The organism is Novipirellula sp., from assembly GCF_041583735.1.
Classification (GTDB): Bacteria; Planctomycetota; Planctomycetia; order Pirellulales; family Pirellulaceae; genus Novipirellula.
The window spans coordinates 1-18,110 of record NZ_JBFHFD010000038.1 but is presented as its reverse complement, the minus strand read 5'-3'; the positions used below and the strand labels follow the sequence as shown (position 1 = coordinate 18,110).

21 protein-coding genes are annotated in these 18,110 nt (G+C 54.7%); 17 read left to right on the top strand and 4 right to left on the bottom strand.

All coding sequences use genetic code 11. The features are described from left to right. Positions 1 to 177 precede the first annotated feature (177 nt). From ABX962_RS05320 to ABX962_RS05265, 12 genes are all read left to right on the top strand, one after another. Positions 178 to 714, top strand: coding sequence for a hypothetical protein (locus tag ABX962_RS05320; RefSeq protein ID WP_372717309.1), 537 nt, complete (start codon positions 178 to 180; stop codon positions 712 to 714). Between the two features lie 2 nt (positions 715 to 716). Next, complete coding sequence (gene can / locus ABX962_RS05315; protein WP_372717307.1) at positions 717 to 1,364, top strand: carbonate dehydratase; 648 nt, start codon at positions 717 to 719, stop codon at positions 1,362 to 1,364. A 160-nt stretch (positions 1,365 to 1,524) separates the two neighbouring features. Then, positions 1,525 to 2,109 carry a Na+/H+ antiporter subunit E gene (locus ABX962_RS05310; RefSeq protein WP_372717305.1) on the top strand — a complete coding sequence of 195 codons (585 nt, stop codon included), beginning with the start codon at positions 1,525 to 1,527 and terminating at the stop codon, positions 2,107 to 2,109. After that, on the top strand, positions 2,106 to 2,390 hold the full coding sequence (locus ABX962_RS05305) for a monovalent cation/H+ antiporter complex subunit F (protein WP_339941003.1): 285 nt from the start codon (positions 2,106 to 2,108) through the stop codon (positions 2,388 to 2,390). The genes ABX962_RS05310 and ABX962_RS05305 overlap by 4 nt, the downstream gene beginning before the upstream one ends. Then, on the top strand, positions 2,390 to 2,740 hold the full coding sequence (gene mnhG, locus ABX962_RS05300) for a monovalent cation/H(+) antiporter subunit G (protein WP_372717303.1): 351 nt from the start codon (positions 2,390 to 2,392) through the stop codon (positions 2,738 to 2,740). Before ABX962_RS05305 ends, mnhG begins: the two co-directional genes overlap by 1 nt. After that, positions 2,737 to 3,300, top strand: coding sequence for a DUF4040 domain-containing protein (locus ABX962_RS05295; protein WP_372717301.1), 564 nt, complete (start codon positions 2,737 to 2,739; stop codon positions 3,298 to 3,300). The genes mnhG and ABX962_RS05295 overlap by 4 nt, the downstream gene beginning before the upstream one ends. Beyond that, positions 3,297 to 3,734: a Na(+)/H(+) antiporter subunit B gene (locus tag ABX962_RS05290; RefSeq protein WP_372717299.1), complete on the top strand. Its 438-nt coding sequence runs from the start codon at positions 3,297 to 3,299 to the stop codon at positions 3,732 to 3,734. Before ABX962_RS05295 ends, ABX962_RS05290 begins: the two co-directional genes overlap by 4 nt. Continuing rightward, on the top strand, positions 3,731 to 4,264 hold the full coding sequence (locus ABX962_RS05285) for a sodium:proton antiporter (protein ID WP_372717297.1): 534 nt from the start codon (positions 3,731 to 3,733) through the stop codon (positions 4,262 to 4,264). The genes ABX962_RS05290 and ABX962_RS05285 overlap by 4 nt, the downstream gene beginning before the upstream one ends. Beyond that, positions 4,264 to 5,742 (top strand): monovalent cation/H+ antiporter subunit D family protein, encoded by a 1,479-nt coding sequence (locus ABX962_RS05280; protein WP_372717295.1) that lies wholly within the window; start codon positions 4,264 to 4,266, stop codon positions 5,740 to 5,742. The genes ABX962_RS05285 and ABX962_RS05280 overlap by 1 nt, the downstream gene beginning before the upstream one ends. Continuing rightward, positions 5,742 to 7,286, top strand: a complete 1,545-nt coding sequence (locus tag ABX962_RS05275) for a proton-conducting transporter membrane subunit (protein WP_372717318.1) — start codon at positions 5,742 to 5,744, stop codon at positions 7,284 to 7,286. The genes ABX962_RS05280 and ABX962_RS05275 overlap by 1 nt, the downstream gene beginning before the upstream one ends. Before the next feature lie 4 nt (positions 7,287 to 7,290). Then, positions 7,291 to 7,557 (top strand): hypothetical protein, encoded by a 267-nt coding sequence (locus ABX962_RS05270; RefSeq protein WP_372717293.1) that lies wholly within the window; start codon positions 7,291 to 7,293, stop codon positions 7,555 to 7,557. Then, the gene (locus ABX962_RS05265; protein ID WP_372717292.1) at positions 7,547 to 9,253 is read left to right on the top strand and encodes a Na(+)/H(+) antiporter subunit D; all 1,707 of its coding nucleotides are present in this window, start codon (positions 7,547 to 7,549) and stop codon (positions 9,251 to 9,253) included. Before ABX962_RS05270 ends, ABX962_RS05265 begins: the two co-directional genes overlap by 11 nt. A 9-nt stretch (positions 9,254 to 9,262) precedes the next feature. Here ABX962_RS05265 and ABX962_RS05260 read toward each other — a convergent pair whose 3' ends face one another. After that, complete coding sequence (locus tag ABX962_RS05260; protein ID WP_372717290.1) at positions 9,263 to 9,733, bottom strand: hypothetical protein; 471 nt, start codon at positions 9,731 to 9,733, stop codon at positions 9,263 to 9,265. Positions 9,734 to 10,161: 428 nt separating this feature from the next. Here ABX962_RS05260 and ABX962_RS05255 point away from each other — a divergent pair, with 428 nt between their 5' ends. The 3 genes from ABX962_RS05255 to ABX962_RS05245 all read left to right on the top strand — a co-directional run bounded on the left by ABX962_RS05255 (position 10,162) and on the right by ABX962_RS05245 (position 13,115). Further along, positions 10,162 to 11,169, top strand: a complete 1,008-nt coding sequence (locus ABX962_RS05255; RefSeq protein WP_339941019.1) for a TRAM domain-containing protein — start codon at positions 10,162 to 10,164, stop codon at positions 11,167 to 11,169. Positions 11,170 to 11,182: 13 nt separating this feature from the next. Beyond that, complete coding sequence (locus ABX962_RS05250) at positions 11,183 to 11,617, top strand: hypothetical protein (protein WP_372717288.1); 435 nt, start codon at positions 11,183 to 11,185, stop codon at positions 11,615 to 11,617. Between the two features lie 214 nt (positions 11,618 to 11,831). Then, positions 11,832 to 13,115 (top strand): hypothetical protein, encoded by a 1,284-nt coding sequence (locus ABX962_RS05245; RefSeq protein ID WP_372717286.1) that lies wholly within the window; start codon positions 11,832 to 11,834, stop codon positions 13,113 to 13,115. Between the two features lie 62 nt (positions 13,116 to 13,177). On the opposite strand, the gene tyrS is transcribed toward ABX962_RS05245, so the two are convergent. From tyrS to ABX962_RS05230, 3 genes are read right to left on the bottom strand one after another with little or no spacing between them, the layout of a single operon-like run. Continuing rightward, a complete protein-coding gene (tyrS, locus tag ABX962_RS05240) occupies positions 13,178 to 14,461 on the bottom strand; it encodes a tyrosine--tRNA ligase (protein ID WP_372717285.1) in 1,284 nt (427 codons plus the stop codon). A 25-nt stretch (positions 14,462 to 14,486) separates the two neighbouring features. Then, the gene (ispD, locus tag ABX962_RS05235; protein ID WP_372717283.1) at positions 14,487 to 15,200 is read right to left on the bottom strand and encodes a 2-C-methyl-D-erythritol 4-phosphate cytidylyltransferase; all 714 of its coding nucleotides are present in this window, start codon (positions 15,198 to 15,200) and stop codon (positions 14,487 to 14,489) included. 4 nt (positions 15,201 to 15,204) lie between these two features. Continuing rightward, positions 15,205 to 16,401 (bottom strand): Gfo/Idh/MocA family protein, encoded by a 1,197-nt coding sequence (locus tag ABX962_RS05230; protein WP_372717281.1) that lies wholly within the window; start codon positions 16,399 to 16,401, stop codon positions 15,205 to 15,207. Positions 16,402 to 16,620: 219 nt separating this feature from the next. Between ABX962_RS05230 and ABX962_RS05225 the strand changes: the two genes are divergently transcribed. Together ABX962_RS05225 and ABX962_RS05220 are read left to right on the top strand one after the other, a co-directional pair. After that, the gene (locus tag ABX962_RS05225) at positions 16,621 to 17,253 is read left to right on the top strand and encodes a hypothetical protein (protein ID WP_372717279.1); all 633 of its coding nucleotides are present in this window, start codon (positions 16,621 to 16,623) and stop codon (positions 17,251 to 17,253) included. Positions 17,254 to 17,396: 143 nt separating this feature from the next. Further along, positions 17,397 to 18,110: ATP-dependent helicase (locus ABX962_RS05220; protein WP_372717277.1), on the top strand; the 714-nt coding region annotated here is incomplete at its 3' end.

Genomic DNA, 18,110 nt, shown 5'->3' with positions numbered 1-18,110 from the left:
TTCGACGCGGCACTCTTGTCATTTGGGATTTTTGGAGATCGCCTCCGAAACCGCAATGCAGCGTCTGCGAAATCGCGTTAGCATAACAGGGGTGTCGGTGCCGCCATGCGGGGGCGTCGCCATTTTTCTAGTTGCTCCTTTCCTTTGGCCAGCGGCTGTTACCGCGAGGTTCCTTTCGTGCCGTCTCTGAGAATGCTGCCTGCCTTTACTTTGGATTTGCCGTTAGGCAAAGACGAGGCGATGCAGCGGATCGGTCAAGCAATCGCCGAGCTGGATTCGATCGAAAATGCAAAGGCCGTAGGGGACTGTGCCGAGTTTGCGGTACGCCCCGAAGAGCGGCGATTTTGGTCGCCGCATTTGTCGGTACAGCTAAGCGAAATCGAATCCGGGACGCAGTTGTATGCTCGCTTTGCTCCGCGTCCCGAGGTTTGGACGTTTTTTATGCTCGTCTACTTTATGACTGCTTTCTTTATGTTTGTCGGTGGTGTGTATGGTTACGTCCAGTGGTTCATGGGAGCGGCGCCTTGGGGGTTGCTGTTGATTCCAGGAGGCGCTGCGGTGATTGCCACGCTGCATGTTGCCAGTCTGGTCGGTCAAGGATTGAGTAAAGACCAGATGGAAAAATTGCGTGACCAACTTGATCGCACCGTTGCCTTCGCTCTAGGATCTTCTAACCACTCGACTCCCGAATCCGAAAATCTAGCCGGAAAATGAGTATGCATTCGCTGCAAGAACTTTTTAATAACAATCGTGAATGGTCGGAGCGAGTGGTGGAGCAGGATCCCACGTTCTTCGAGCGATTGTCGCAGCAGCAATCGCCCAAGTATCTTTGGATTGGCTGTGCCGACAGTCGCGTGCCGGCTAATCAAATTGTCGGTTTGGACCCCGGCGAACTGTTTGTGCATCGCAATGTCGCCAATCTAGTCGTCCACTCTGATTTGAATTGTCTATCGGTGATGCAGTTTGCGATCGAGGTTTTGAAGGTCGAGCATGTGATCGTTTGCGGGCACTACGGTTGTGGGGGTGTCGCCGCGGCACTGTTTCATAAAGAATTGGGGCTGATCGAAAACTGGCTGCGTTACATCCAAGACGTCGCCATGATCCATCAAGAACAGCTCGATGCGATTGAGGTGCCGCGTGAACGCTGCGATCGTTTGTGTGAACTCAATGTGATGGAGCAGGTGATGAATGTGTGCCGCACCACGATTGTGCGTGACGCATGGCGTAAAGGCCAGAAGCTTGCGGTGCATGGTTGGGTTTATTCGCTCACGGACGGTCGGCTGCGTGACTTGGACATGAATGTGACCAATGGCGATGAGATGATCACGCGGTATGAAGCCACCTTGGGCAAGCTGCTCAGCTAAAGAAGCGAGTTTTCGATCGGGGGGCGTCGCAGGCTGGCCGGGCCAACGTGAACGGTTTCTTCTCGCTACCGACCCGACCGCGCCCCGTGAACGCTACCAAACGCGAACGCTACTAACGTAGGTGGCATTGGGCGAATGGACTCAGACCATCGGATCCGCCATGGTCACTAAAACGCACGGCGGCTATATTCTGCAAAGTTTTTCACATGTATTGGACTTGGCAGAACACTTCTCGCGGATGGAAAGCCGCAACAGGACGGCAATTGTGAAATACACATTGACCCTCGCAGTGGCATTATTCCTCACGTGGCTGATCTGGTCTGGGCACTTTGAAAGCCCATTCTTGCTTGGTTTAGGCGTGTTATCGTGCCTTTGCAGTCTGTGGATATCGCAGCGGATGCGAATCGTCGACGAAGAGGGGGCTCCGGCTCAGCTCGGTTTACGGCCGTTTACGCATTACGCGCCCTGGTTGATGAAAGAGATTTTGGTTTCCAATCTGACCGTCGCAAAAATTATCCTGTCTCCCAAAATGCCGCTCCGCCGTCGCATCGTGACAGTGCCCACGCGAGCAAAAACCGAACTTGGACGCGTCATGCTTGCCAATTCCATCACGTTGACCCCGGGCACCGTATCGGTGCGAGTTGAGGGGGAAAGCATTACCATCCACGCCCTCGCACTAACCAACGACGAATCCGACATTACCGGTGAAACCGATCGACGTATCTGCGAATTGGAGAAGTCGTGATCAGCATCGACATGTTTGCCGTCACCTCGATCGCCATATTGGTGACGATGAGTTTAGCGTTAATCCGTGCGATGTTTGGTCCCACGGTCTTTGATCGCGTGTTGGCGCTGAATACCTTTGGTACGAAAACCGTGCTGCTGATTTGTGTGGTTGACTTTATGACCGGCCGTGATGATTTTCTCGATCTCGCGCTGCTCTACAGTCTGATGAATTTCATCGGCATGGTGGCGCTACTGCGATTTGCAGAATACGGCAGTTTCAGTGACGAAGGAGTGTCGTGATGAGTATTGTCGATCTGTTGAGCTGGATCCTGTTGATGACCGGAGCGACGTTTTCGATCATCGGTGGAATTGGCATTGTGCGGCTTCCCGAGTTTTTCTCGCGGATGCACGGCGCTGGGATCACCGACACGATGGGCGCGGGTCTAATTGTTGCGGGACTGCTGCTGCAAGCCGGGTTAAGTTTGACGGCGCTAAAGTTGGTCGCGATTCTGTTCTTTTTGACCGTCACCAGCCCGAGTTCGTGTCACGCGTTGGCACGCTCTGCGATGACGCATGGGTTGAAACCGGTGCTCGATGGAAAGCCACTGCTTGATGAAAAATCGCGTCGTGAGGAGCCGAACCAATCATGAGCAGTTTGATCGATTTTCCTATCCTTGCCCTGCTCGCGATTACCGCGGTCACGATCGCGCGAATGCGAGATTTATGGGCCGCGATCATGTTCACAGGAATCTATAGTTTTTTGAGTGCGAGTTGGATGTTGATCCTCGACGCACCCGATGTAGCGTTTACCGAGGCGGCGGTCGGTGCAGGCATTGCCACCGTGTTGATGCTGAGTACGTTGGCGCTAACGGGCAAAAAAGATCGTCAACTCGCGCACGCCCCGATCATGCCTTTTTTTCTGGTGCTGATCACCGGGTGTGTGCTCGTTTACGGCACCTTGGATATGCCGCACTTCGGTGACCCCAAGGCCCCGATCCAATTGCATCCGAATCCCTCCTTTGTAGAAAAGTCCCAGCATGATATGCACGGGTTGCCCAATGTCGTGACCGCGGTATTGGCCAGCTATCGTGGTTACGACACGCTCGGCGAAACGACCGTGGTGTTGACGGCAGGAATCGCGGTGCTGATTATTCTTCGCAAAGAGAATGACGCCCCCGAACAAGATGCCTCGGCGGAGACGATGTCGTGAGAACATTTCCTGTCATTCGGGTCGTCACAAAGATCTTGATTCCGTACATCTTGTTGTTTGCATTTTACGTGCAATTTCATGGTGATTTCGGTCCCGGCGGCGGATTCCAAGCCGGCGTGATTTTTGCCTCGGCGTTGATTCTGTACGGATTGGTCTTTGGACTCGAATCAGTCAAACGCGTCGCGCCACCGATGGTCATCGAAAAACTGATGGCACTCGGAGTCGTCGTGTATGGGATGACCGGAGTGTTGACGTTGGCACTCGGAGGCAATTTTCTTGACTATGCGGTGCTCGAGCACCACTTTTATCCTCACCTCTTTCCCTCGGGACAACATCTCGGCATCTTCTTGGTCGAGCTCGGTGTCGGGATCACCGTCACCTCGGTGATGACGATGATTTTCTACTCCTTTGCTGGCAGGAAAAGAATCGTATGAGCGTCGAACAAGTCGTCGGACTGTACAACTACTGGATCGTGATCTTCTTGATGATGACGGGGTTTTACATCGTTATCGCACGCCAGAACATGATTAAATCTGTGATCGGATTGAACATCTTTCAAACCTCCGTCTTCCTGCTTTACATCACGATGGGCAAGGTGAACGGCGGCACCGCACCGATCATACCGCCTCGTGTTGCGAATGGGCATGCTGCGAACGGGCATGGGAATTCGCCCGAATCGATAACCTCGTCGCTTCACGATGCAGTGGATTCGCCGGGCGAACACGCCCAAGCGGTTGCCGACGAGGTGCTGTCGCCGCTGGGTGAAATCGCTCAGCAAGCCGATTTGTCATCGCAAGTCGAGCCGATCATCTACTCAAACCCAATGCCCAGCGTGCTGATGCTGACCGCAATCGTGGTGGGGATTGCAACGACATCGTTGGCCCTGGCACTGATCGTTCGCATCCGTGAAGAGTACGGCACGATTGAGGAAGACAAAATCTTGGAATTGGATCGGGATTCTTGATGGAAAGTCATCTACCCATCTTGCTGATCGTGTTGCCGTTATTGGCCGCGCCGCTATGCGTTTTGATCGGCAATCGCAAACTTGCCTACATCGTTGCGTTGACAGTTTCGTGGTGCGTGTTCGCAATGGCGGTCGCATTGGTCGGTACGGTCAATGCGGACGGACCGCTGCGTTACAACATTGGCGATTGGGCGCCTCCCTATGGGATCGAATATGTTGTCGACGAACTTAGCGGGTTTGTGATGCTGTTCGTCTCGGCACTCGGTGCGATCGTGCTGACGTACGCACCGCGCAGTATCGATAAAGAGATCCCAGGTTCCAAACACTATCTGTTCTACGCGACCTATTTGCTTTGTCTGACCGGTTTGTTGGGGATGTGTGTCACCGGCGACTTGTTCAACGTGTTTGTGTTCCTGGAAATATCATCATTGTCCACTTACGCGTTGATCAGTCTGGGGCGTTCTCGGCGTGCACCGTTGGCGGCGTTTCAGTATTTGATCCTCGGCAGCGTGGGAGCCACGTTTATTCTGATCGGCATCGGCTTGGTCTATCAGATGACCGGCACGCTCAATATGGCCGACATCGCAACGCGATTGCCGGTGGATCATGGTCCGCGAACCGTCTTGGTAGCGTTTGCGTTTTTGACGATTGGTTTGTTTATCAAGATGGCCGTCTTTCCGGTTCATACTTGGTTGCCCAACGCCTACACCTATGCTCCGTCGGTGGTGACATGTTTTATCGCGGCAACGGCGACCAAGGTTTCGGTCTATGCGTTGATTCGAATTGTGTTCAGTATTTTTACACGCGAATTTGCGTTTGAAGTTTTGCCGCTGGATACCGCGTTGATGGTGATGGCGTTGGTGGGCATTTTTGCCGCTTCGACCGCTGCGATCTACCAAGACAACGTGAAGCGTTTGTTGGCATATTCGAGTATTGCTCAAATCGGTTACATGTTGCTCGGAATTAGTATGGCGAACCAAGCGGGGCTGACCGCTGGGATCGTTCACATGTTCAATCACGCTTTGATCAAAGGCGGCCTGTTCATGGTGGTGGGCTGTTTCGCTCTGCGGATTGGCTCGGTCCAGCTTACCGATTGGCGTGGTGCCGGTCGCACGATGCCGTGGACCTCGTTCGCTTGGGCCATCGGCGGGTTGGCGTTGATCGGCGTCCCTTTCACTGCAGGCTTTATCAGCAAATGGTTGTTGTTGACCGCTGCGTTTGATTCTCACCACTGGTCGGTTGCGGTATTGATGTTGCTCAGTTCGCTACTGGCATTGCTTTACGTTTGGCGAGTGGTCGAGACGTTGTATTTCGCCGAACCGTCGGAAAAGGCCAAACAAGCGATCGAGGCGCCGCTGGGAATGTTGATTCCGATGTACACGGTGATCCTTGCAACGTTGGTGTTTGGCGTTTGGACGGTCTACTCGGCTGACTTGGCTGCGGGAGCCGCGTCGCTCTTGTTAGGAGGCATGCAATGATGGCTGCCGAAACATTAATCTGGATCGCGGGAGTGTTACCGCTTGTCGCACTGGGGTTGATTTACGCCTGTGGTCGATGCCCCAATCTTCGCGAAGCCTCGACGATTGTGATTTCAACGCTGCTGTTCGCCGTCACGTGTCGCTTGTCGAGTTTTGTGTTCGCAGGCGAGCGACCTTCGGTCAGTTTGGGCGAGATGCTGCCGGGGTTTCGCATCGCGTTCGAAGTGGAACCGCTGGGGATGGTCTTTGCACTGGTGGCCTCGGGGTTGTGGATCTTGACCACGCTGTATGCGATTGGTTACATGCGAGGCCATCACGAGGAAAACCAAACTCGTTTTTATGCCTGTTTTGCCATCGCCATCTTTGCCGCGATCGCGGCGGCATTCTCAGCGAACTTGTTTACCTTGTTCGTCGCCTACGAATTGATGACCGTGTCGACGTATCCGTTGGTGACGCATCACGGGACTGCCGAAGCTCGTAACGGGGGCCGCGTCTATCTCGGTATTTTGCTTTCCACTTCGATCGCCTTCTTCATGCTGGCCGTCGCCTGGACATGGTATGTGGCGGGAACGCTGGACTTTACCGCTGGCGGTATTCTCCGTTCCGCTCATGCTGATGGCGACATTTCCACGCTCGGACTTGGCATCTTGTTAGCCCTGTTTGCCTTTGGCATTGGCAAGGCCGCACTGATGCCGTTTCATCGCTGGTTACCCGCCGCGATGGTCGCCCCGACGCCGGTCAGTGCGCTGCTGCACGCGGTGGCGGTCGTCAAGGTTGGTGTGTTTTCGGTGCTGAAAGTGGTTGTCTACATCTTTGGCATCGATTTGCTTTCAAGCACCGGTGTCAGTATCTGGTTGGCTTATGCTGCCGGAGCCTCGCTTTTGATCGCGTCGCTTGTGGCGATGACCAAGGACAACCTCAAGGCACGTCTTGCTTATTCAACGATCAGCCAACTCGCCTACATCACGCTGGGTGCCGGATTGGCAACGCAAAGCGGGGTGTTGGGTGGCGGGATGCATATCGTGATGCATGCGGTCGGCAAAATCACGTTGTTCTTTTGTGCCGGCGCGATCTATGTTGCGACGCACAAAAAGAACATTAGTGAAATGCGTGGTCTTGGTCGCCAGATGCCGTTCACCTTTGCTGCGTTTTTTGTTGCCGCGGTTAGCATTATCGGACTGCCGCCGGGCGGTGGTGCGTGGAGTAAATGGTTCCTCGCGATTGGAACCGTCGAAACCCATCTGTACGTTTTGACGGCCGCGCTGATGATCAGCTCGCTGTTGAACATTGCCTACCTGATTCCCATTCCAATCCAAGCGTTTATGTCGCCGCTGGCCGAGGAATCCGATACACCAAGTCCGCAGGCTCACGCAGGCGATCCCCATGCATCCGGCGATCATTCCCACACGCTGACCGGCGGCATTCAAGAGGCGCCACTGATGTGTGTGGTGCCGTTGTGTGTGACCGCCATCTTAAGTGTGGTGCTGTTCTTTTTCGCAGATTGGATTTACGAAGTGCTATTGCCGATCACGGTGGCGAGTTAAACGGATGACCGAAACCAAACCCCCAAGCGATCCGAGTTGGTTTGAAAAGCCACGGAACATCAATTGGATGATAGGTGTACTGCTGCTCGCGTGCATGGCACTCGTGCTGGCCGACTTGTTTTACGAGAATCCGCATCCGCATTTTCCCAAGTGGGAGAACGTGTTTGGGTTTCAAGCTTGGTTTGGATTCATTGCCTTTGTGATCATCGTCTTTTTGGGACGTTTGCTACGCGTGATCGTTCGTCGGCCGGAGGATTATTATGATCGATAACATTCCGCCTGGTTTGATCATGATCCTCGGCGCGTTGCTGTTGCCGTTTCTTGCGCACCGAGCGCAAGCCATCGGCGTGTTGGTGCTGTCGTTGATCAGCATGGTTGTGTTTTGGTTTACCCCTGAAACGACGTTCGGGCAAATCGAACTGTTTGGGATGACGTTGGAAGCGATTCGTATCGACCGGCTGAGTCGGTTGTTTGGAATCGTCTTTCACATCGCTGCCATCGTTTCGGCGATCTATGCGCTGCACGTTCGCGATACTCGGCAACATGTAGCTGGGATTGTCTATGCCGGCGCCGCGATCGGAGCCTGTTGCGCGGGCGATCTGATGACGCTGTTCGTGTATTGGGAATTGACGGCGCTATCGAGTGTTTTTCTGGTGTGGGCCAGCGATAATGAGCAGGCTTATAAAGCCGGAATGCGTTACTTGATCATCCAAGTCGCGTCGGGAGTGCTGTTGCTTTCCGGTGCGATCATGCGATTCGTGGAAACGGGATCGCTCGAGTTCACGTCCTTTGTCACCGAGGGTGAACCGCTAAGTGTGTCGGCGTTTTTGATCCTGTTTGCTTTTGGAATCAAGTGTGCGTTTCCGCTGCTGCACAATTGGTTGCAAGATTCGTATCCACAAGCGACCGTCACCGGCACGGTGTTTCTAAGTGCGTTCACCACCAAATTGGCCGTCTATTCGTTGATCCGCGGCTTTGCTGGGTTTGAGCCGTTGATTTGGATTGGCTGTGCAATGACGTTGTTCCCGATCGTCTTTGCTGTGATCGAAAATGATCTCCGCCGTGTGTTGGCCTACAGTCTAAACAACCAACTTGGATTCATGGTGGTTGGGATAGGAATTGGGACAGAGCTTGCCATCAATGGCACTGTGGCTCACGCGTTCTGCCATATCATTTATAAATCGCTGTTATTTATGTCGATGGGCGCGGTGCTGTTTCGCGTCGGTACTGTGAAGGCGACCGAGCTCGGCGGGCTGCACAAATCAATGCCGCTAACGACAATCTTCTGTATCATCGGTGCCGGAGCGATTTCGGGATTCCCACTGCTCAGCGGGTTTATCAGCAAGTCGATGATCATCAGTGCCGCCGCCGAAGAACATCAATTCTGGGTATGGTTTATCCTGTTGATTGCGTCGGCGGGAGTAATGGAGCACTCGGGAATCAAGATTCCGTTCTTTGCCTTCTTTGCCCACGATTCAGGAAAGCGAGTCAAGGAAGCTCCGGCGAATATGTTGGTCGCGATGGCGATCGCGGCGTTCCTCTGCATCGCACTTGGTGTCGCCTATCCCGTGCTGTACCGCATGCTGCCGCACCCCGAGATCGACTATCACCCGTACACGGTGACGCATGTCGTTACCCAGTTGCAATTGTTGATGTTTGCGGGATTGGCGTTTGTCTTTTTGATGAAGTCAGGGCTGTATCCCGCCGAGCAGCGGTCGACCAATCTCGATACCGATTGGGTGTATCGACGCGCGTTTCCCGCCGTTGTATCGGTAACCCGGTCGGTGGTTCGGGCCATGGATCGGGCGATGCGAGACGACGGATTGGTGATTTTGAAAGGATTCCTTTCCACCGCGAATCGTAATTTTAACGACAAAGGCGTTCTTGGCGGCACGTGGTCGACTAGCACGATGACGTTCTGGGCCACGATCCTGCTGGCAATCTGCTTGGTGCTGTATTACTTGTAACCGTCTAGGCTAGTGCTTCGTCAGGTCGAACATCGTTGCAGTCCACACCAAGTTGCCCGATTTCAGCTTGACCGACGGAGGATGAATCGCGAGTACCTCCAATCCGTCGTGCGATTGTCCGGTCGCGAGCGTGATGGTCGAGTCTTTTGTCCTGAGGATGACTTTAGGAACGTCCAGCTGTGCAAATCCGAGAACTTCGAGCTGCGTCGCCTTGGAAACGCGTGAGTCCCGTTTGACGACAGTGGTGGGTTGGTCGTTGGGGAAATGAAACGGATCGCTTCGCTCTTGATATTTCGGGCGAAAACGGATTTCGGATGCCATCGGTTGGGGGGATTTGGCGGTGGCGTTGGGAGAGCCGATCGCGTCTGATGCACGCAACGAATCGCTCCACTGTTGGATTTGTTCAGGCTCGACCGAGCATCCGCTGATTGTCAGCGCGAAGGCAACGCAGACGGCAGGCTGAAAATGGCGTGAGATCATCGATAGAACCAAGCGATGGGCTACGAAATGCGAATGGGACCGAAAAAATTTAGCTCGCCCGTTCGCTGCAGGTCGCGTTCTTATTCGAATTCAAGCTCGCAAAGGGGCCGGTTATGCCCTTTGTGACGATTTAAAGGGTTTGGATTGCGAACCCCTGTTTTTGATTTGGTTTTCGGACATCAGAATGTCTCGCTCCCTGCTGTAAGCTGCCCTATCCTGGCAAACCTATTCGGATTTCAGATCGTATCGAAACTAGCGGTTGTCAACGCACTGGCCGCGACACTTCGATCTGACGGCTCGCAACCCCTTGGGGGTGGACTGTCGATCGATCTACACTATGAACCATTCCTTGCGGTCAGTGGGACCGATTTATTCCGCCTCCCACGACTGCACCCCATGCTGCAAGACTTTCAACCCACGATCCATCCATGGCTCTGATCATTCTGCGATGTGTTTTCCTGCTCTGTGCCGGAGGCGTGTCTGCAATCATCAACACATCACTTTCGAGCGATACCTCGACATCCGTTCCATGGCTGATATTTGCTGGCATTATGACGCTGGCGACGGTCGTGGTGGTCGGAGATATTTACGCACCACGAAAGCGAATCGACACCATTTCGGCGTTGTACTTTGGTGTGCTGATCGGCGTTTTGCTGACCTATATCTTATGGATCGCGATCGCCCCTCTGATGGATCAATCGTTTAATGGTCGCGGGTTGCAGTTAGTGATTGGGTTGTTGATGTGTTACATCTGCACGAGTGTCCTGCTACAGACCAAAGACGATTTCCGCTTCTTGATCCCGTATGTGGAATTTGTTCGCGAGGTCAAAGGTTTCAAGCCATTGGTGTTGGACACCAGCGTGGTGATCGACGGGCGGATCGCGGATTTGGTCGGCACCGGCGTCTTTGACAACCAATTGATCATGCCGCGATTCGCATTGACGGAATTGCAGGCGATTGCCGACAGCAGCGACAAGCTTCGCCGTACTCGCGGTCGACGTGGCCTCGACGTGCTCAATCGAATGCGTGCGGACGAGAACGTTGATCTGATGATCTTTGATCGCGAGCTGCCGGAACTCGCGGGTCAAACGGTTGATCTGAAACTCGTCTTGTTGGCAAAACATCTCGACGGCAAAGTGGTCACCGGTGACTTCAATCTGAACAAAGTGGCAAAGCTTCACAACGTTCCGGTAATCAACTTGAACGAGATCAGCAATTCGCTTCGTCCGGTCTTTTTGCCCGATGAAACCTTTCGCATCAAAGTCATCAAGGCGGGCGAAGGTCCCGAGCAAGGGATCGGATATCTGGATGATGGCACGATGGTGGTCATCGAGGGAGCTCGACATAAGATCGGCCAAGACTTGGATGTTCGCGTCACCAGCACGCTGCAAACCAATGCGGGCAAAATGATTTTTGCCAAGGTCGAAAGTCGCTAGACGAGGTCGTCTTATGCCCGACCTATGGTATCGTGCCGCACTGTTGACCTCCATTCCCTTGGTCTGGTGTGGCATTTCTCTGGTGCTCAGTTGGTCGAGCGGTTGGTGGGTTTTGTCGCAGCGGTACGCCGCAAAACCGGGCGACGGTTTTGGCGACGATTCGAACCGAGCCTACATGCGGACCGGTCGGATCGGAGCGATCCAGTACCATTCGACACTGAACTTTGTCGCCGATACACGCGGGCTTCGGATCTCGGTGTTTTTGCCATTCCGGCTGGGGCATCCGCCACTGTTTGTCCCGTGGAGCGAATTTGACAAGGTCCGCTTGGACGACAAGTTATTTTCGCAGCGAATCAAAATGTCGATCGGCCGTCCCGCGATCACGCGTGTGGTCTTCCCCGGTTGGGTCAAGTTTCACATGCCGATCGAACATCGCCCGAGTGCCTAGAACCACTCGTAATCTTAATCACACTCCTAATCTTAATCTCGTCCGAGCAAGCTCCCTCGGGACGATTGGCAAACAAAGAAGATTCGGATTTAACAGTACGATCAAGAATAAGAAGCGGTCGCAGGCAAAGCATGGGGCTGCCACGATGAACTTTGCCAAAGAATCCTCGAAATCCGATTGACTTGGAATTGACCAAACTGGTAATTCAACTGTCATGTGGACCCTTTTTCCGAAACGACACACGATTGCGGCTTGTTTGTTGACCCTGATGGGCGGCAATCAATTTGCTAGCAGCGATGAACCCTTGGGCCCGATGGCGACGCCATCGCCGGTGCTGCGGATCGTCAATGCGCGGACCAATTTCCAAACCGAAGGCGTCCCGGCGGTTAATCCGGCCGAGCCCGCCGTTGAGGGAAAGTGGGCAGATCCGCAGAGGCCAGTCGAGCTGGGTTCCGCCGAGATCGATCATGCCAAAATCAGCTCCCATGCAAATACGAACACTGAAGCAAACAATCCGGGGTCTTCCGTTGCTACCGAATCGCAGCCTTGCGTGCTGTTGAACAACGGCAACGTGTTATGGGGTACTGTGACCCAGCTCGGGCAATGGATCATGGTCAGCCGCGACGGTGTCTCTGAAGTTCAGCTGTCCCGCAAAGACGTGGCTTGTTGGGGGAATTCGATTCGTGATTTGTATCAATATCGGATCGATCGACGCGGTGTGGGATCACTTGCATCACGACTAGAAGATGCCCGATGGTGCTTGCGTTACGACTTGTACGATTTAGCGGCCAAGGAACTTGTCGATATTTACTCGATCGCGCCGGACCATCCCGAAGCCAAGCGGATTGAACAGCGGTTGCGGAGCACCGCCTTGGCGGCAGACGTGGAAAAAGTCGAGCCAAGCGAACCGGTTGTCGACGATACCCCGAGCGACCCTGCCAAAGCATGGATTCCCGGGGCGCTGGAGTCGTCCGATCGCGTACGAGATTTTGCACGCTTTGTGCAACCGTTGATGATCAACCGCTGTGCCCAGTGTCATTCTCATGATACGAAGCGAAAATGGCAACTGATGACACCGTCGATCGGATCACGGCCGTCGGCACGAATGACGCACGATAATTTGAAAGCGGCGTTTCAGTTTCTAGATATGCAATCACCGTTGACCAGTGAGATGTTGGTCAAGGCACAAACGCCGCATGGTGACGAGCCACGTGGAGTGGACCCTCGACGTCAAACGACCGCAGCCACCATCCAAAAATGGGTCGAATCGGTGCACGCCAACGTGTCACCGGCGAAAACAGTGCCGACTCATGTGCCACCACTGGGACAGTTCTTCGCACCCGATGAGGCGATTCCCATGCCGGCGATCGCAGAGCCGTCCGAACCCGAAGCTCCGGTAAGTAAGCCAGTCACTTCGGCACGCCCTGCTCGCTTGCCCGATATCGGCAACCCGTTTGATCCCGAGTTGTTCAATCGCCGATTCGCCACCGGCGAGTAGAGCCATTATCGACACGACGCGAGCTCAATGACAATCGCAGGACATCACGACAAGTCTCTTGCTTAGCGAAAGCGGATGAGGGCGTACTTGCGTTTGCCACGCCGCAGCACGGTAACCGTTTCGCTGGCAAGGTCCTCTTCGCTGAGTCGATGGTTCATATCCCCGACGCGGCGATTGTTTAAATAGATGCTGCCTTCTTTGATCGCACGTCGAGCGTCACTGCTGCTGGTCGTCAATCCCGACGCCTGCAGTGCTTCGACGATCCACCAACCTTCGCCACCTAAAACACTTCGCTCGGCTTCGGTGCTGGGGACGTCGGCAAAGATTTGGCTGAGCTGGGCATCGGACGCCTTTTCGATTTCGCCGCCAAACAAAATCTTCGTTGCACGCTCGGCGGACTCGAGTCCTTGTTCGCCGTGAACCAGTTCGGTCATCCAGGTGGCGAGTCGTTTTTGTGCGACACGCTTGCCCGCGTCGGCTTCGGTTTGCGCCGCGAGCTCGTCGTACTCTTCCCGGTCGATCTCGGTCAAGTAAGCGATACACCGCATCACGTCGGCGTCTTCGACATTGACCCAGTACTGAAAGAATTCGTAGGGGCTGGTGCGCTCAGGATCCAACCAAATCGCTCCCTTTTCGGTCTTGCCCATCTTGCGACCATCGCTGGTCGTCAGTAGCGGTGCGGTCAAGCCAAACAGTTGCTGTCCGAGCATGCGGCGACCCAAGTCGATGCCAGCGGTAATATTGCCCCACTGGTCGCTGCCGCCCGCTTGGATCTTGCAGCCGTGTTCGCGACTGAGCTGGACGAAGTCATAGGCTTGCAACAGCATGTAGCTGAACTCGGTGTAGCTCAGGCCGGCTTCGCTTTCGAGTCGCGAGCGGACCGATTCTTTGCCCATCATCGCACCGACAGGAAAATTCTTGCCGACGTCTCGCAGGAATTCGAGGTACGAGTAGGACTTCATCCATTCGAAGTTATTCAGCAGCAGTGCACCTTGATCGCCATTGAAATCAAGGAACTGTTTCATCTGTTCCGCCACACCGTCGACGTTGGCTTGCAGTTGTTCGGCGGTCAACAAGTTGCGTTCTTCACTCTTGCCGCTGGGGTCGCCAATCATCCCGGTCGCCCCGCCCACCAATGCGATCGGTCGATGTCCGGCGCGTTGGAATCGACGCAGCATCATCACCTGCATCAGGTGTCCGACGTGCAAGCTCGACGCGGTGGGATCAAAACCGATGTAGATCGTTTGCGGGCCGGATTGCAGTAGTTTTCCCAGTTCGACTTCATCGGTCGTTTGATGGATCAGGCCACGCCAGCGAAGTTCTTCGATTAAGTTCGTTGCAGTCATAATGAGTTCGAGCGAGTAAGGTGTTTCAGCGGGCCAAAATAGCTTCGGCAATCCGGAGATCTTCGGGATGAGTGATTTTGATGTTGTCGGCCGATCCGTGTACCAGCGCCACCGGATGTCCGATCCGCTCGACCAATTGAGCGTCGTCGGTCGCGGGGCGTCCGCGATGTCGATCGTAGGCGCGGCGAAGCACGTCGATGCGAAAGACTTGAGGCGTCAGGGCGCTATAAAGTTCACTGCGATCGACGGTCAGCGATGCGTTGCCGTCGCTGAGAGCACGTTTCAAGGTGGCTGTGATGGGGGCGGCCAGGATCGCGGCTCCGGTCTCGGCGGCTTTGGCAAACACGGCAGCTAGATCGGCATCGCGGACCAGTGGGCGAGCCGCATCGTGGATCGCGATCAATTCGATCGATTTGTCATCGGCGACGGCATCCAAGCCTGCGCGAACGCTGTCGCTACGCTGGTCACCACCTCGCACCAATTCGATTCGCAGTTCGTTGACAAGCTCGGCGAACGGGCCGCGAAAATCGGCTTCGTCCTGTTCCGAGATCGCCATCACAATGCGGCCCACTTCGGGGCGAGCCGCTAATCGCGATGCGGCATGAAACCAAATCGGTTTGCCGCGCAGCATCGCGAAAAGTTTATTGCGATCGCTACCAAACCGCTGACCGCTGCCGGCCGCAGGCAACACGGCGGCAATGCAGCCGGTCGTCAATTTAGTTTGGTCAGGATCGTTCATGCGATTAGCGTCGTGCGGCTTCGTGCTTCAGCGGCAACCAAGCCGAGTTCTGCGAGTTGCTTTCGACACATTGTTGAATGAAGTACATGCCTTCGACGCCATCGAAAACGTTTGGATACACCGTGTCGCGTTTTTCGACGGGGCCGCCTTCGGAACGCTTTGCAATCGCATCGAACACCGCAACGTAGATGTTGGCGAATGCTTCAAAGAACGCTTCGGGATGTCCCGCAGGCAAGCGGCACGCCGCAGCGCCGGCTGCGTTGGTGTGCGATCCGCCTGGGTCACGTGTATAGATTTGATGTGGGCTGCCGTTGCGGCGAACGATCATTTCGTTGGGATTTTCTTGACGCCATCGCAGCGAGCCTTTGGTGCCATCGATTTCGATTTCAAAATCGTTTTCGCGGCCGTGGCTGATTTGCGATGCCGTGACCGTTCCGAGTCCGCCGTTTTCGTAGCGAATCACTGCGGTGCCGTAGTCGTCCAGTCGTCGGCCTTCGACAAACGATTTTAGCGAACAGCTGACCGAATCGGGCAACAGCCCGGTCATGTAGCGACCGAGGTTGTAGGCGTGCGTTGCGATGTCACCAAAGGCACCCGCCGCACCACTTTTGCTGGGGTCGGTTCGCCAAGCGGCTTGTTTTTGGTCTTCGGCTTCCAGCGAAGTACGGAGCCAGCCTTGGATGTATTGTGAACGGATCGCGTTGATCTCGCCCAATTCACCACCCAAGATCATCTCGCGAGCTTGGCGGATCATCGGATAGCCGGTGTAGTTGTGGGTGACGGCAAACACCACGTCGCTGTTCTTGACCGTTTCCAGCAGCGTTTCGGCCTGAGCGAGGTCAAACGTCATCGGCTTGTCGCAAACGACATTAAATCCGGCTTCGACCGCCGCTTTGGCGATATCAAAGTGGGTGTGGTTGGGGGTGGTGACGCTGACGAAATCGATGCGTTCGTCCTCGGGCAGCTTCAATTCGGCCTCGAACATCTCGGAATAGCTACCATAGGCACGCGCCGGATCGATATCGTAATCGGGGGCGGATGCTTTGCTGCGTTCAGGGTTGCTCGAAAGGGCGCCGGCGGTCACCACGGCGCGATTGTCCAAGCAGGCGGCAATCGAGTGAACGCGTCCGATAAATGACCCCTGGCCGCCCCCGACAAGCCCCATGCGAAGTTTGCGATTCAGTGGAGAATTAATGCCCATGGTTGTTTGTCCTTAGAATTAGCGGGGTGGGGAAGCATTTTCAGTTGATCGTGCTGACGCCCGATACTGTAAACTAGACGCGGGTCAGAAGAAGTCGGGCCAGAAGAATCTGTTCCGAATCTCGCTAAGAAGGCAATCGTAAAGTCGATCGCCAGCGCGTACAATTCCCTGGAAGTCACCAAATCTCGTCCAATGCCACCTCGCTGGAGCAAAAACACAATGTCCGATCACAACGCGAGCATTGACTTTTCTGAATCAAACTCGATCGACACACCGATGCCGGTTCTTGCCACCCCGGCGGGGCATTGCTGTGCTGGCAAAGGCTATTTGGGCATGCTTTTGTTGGCGGTTTCGCTCGTCGGAGTCTCTGCGGTCGCCTATTTTGTGGGGAAATCGTCATCCGAAACCCACATGACGTTTCCGAAAATTGACGCCACATCGTCGGTGTACAGCGAAAAGTTTTCGATGGCGACCGGGCCGATCAGCGAAGATGCCGAAGGGCTATTTGTGTTGGACCACAATTCGGGGTTGCTGCAGTGCACTGTGATTTACCCACGAGTTGGCCGATTTATGGCCAGTTTTAGCGTCAATGTCGCCGATGCCCTTTCCAGCGGCGGCAAAGGGGGCTCGTACATGATGGTCACTGGGATGGCCGATTTTCCGCGTGCCAGCAACCGACCTGCGGCTCCTTCGGTCGTGTATGTGTTGGACACCGCGACCGGCAACTATGCCTGTTACGGAATCCCCTTCAATCGTCAATTGGTCAATTCGAACCAACCGCAAATGGCTCCAATGGTGCTGATTGCAACCGGGTCGGCTAACCCACTCGTCGATCGAGATGCCCTGCGTTAAAAAAGGCCTGTAAACCCCTTTCTAAAATCAGTCCCGCGCCGACGCGTTAGGACCTTTATCGGACGAAAACGGATCGCACACGGCAAGGGCCATGGGATCCGTTTTTGATTTTCAGCAGAGAAACGTTACCTTGATCAAACGGAATGAATGTGAGCCACGGACTTAATCCGGCTCAGGCTGCCGCAGTTGAAACGTTGTCTGGGCCCATGCTGGTGCTGGCAGGTGCTGGAACTGGCAAAACGCGAGTGGTGACATTCCGGATCGCCAATTTGATTCGCAATGGGACGCCGCCGGATCGCATTCTTGCGATGACGTTTACCAACAAAGCTGCGGGCGAAATGCAGGAGCGGATCGGCGAGCTGATCGGTTCAAAGAAAAAACGCAAACCTCGCAAAGGCGAACCGCAAGAGCCCAAACCGACGATCAGCACGTTCCACTCGCTGTGTGTGCGGATTCTGCGGCGCCACGCTCGAGCGCTCGGTTATCCCGACAAATTTTCGATCTACGACCGCAGCGATCAAGAGTCGATTGCGCGGAACATCCTGCGTGAATTGCGTTTATCCGGCACCGCGCTGAAGCCGGGCGACATGTTGTCAATCATCGGCGGCTGGAAAAACCAGTCGATTCATCCCGACGAGGCGATGTCGATCGCGTCGACCGACAAAGAGCATTTTGCGGCGTCGGGTTATCGCCGTTACCAAAATGCATTGCGGGCTCGGGGAGCGATGGATTTTGACGATCTGTTGCTGCAAACCGAAACGCTGTTTCTCGAGCACGATGCGATTCGTGAAGAGGAAGCTTCGAAGTTCGATCACGTGTTGGTCGACGAATACCAAGACACCAACGGCAGCCAGTAC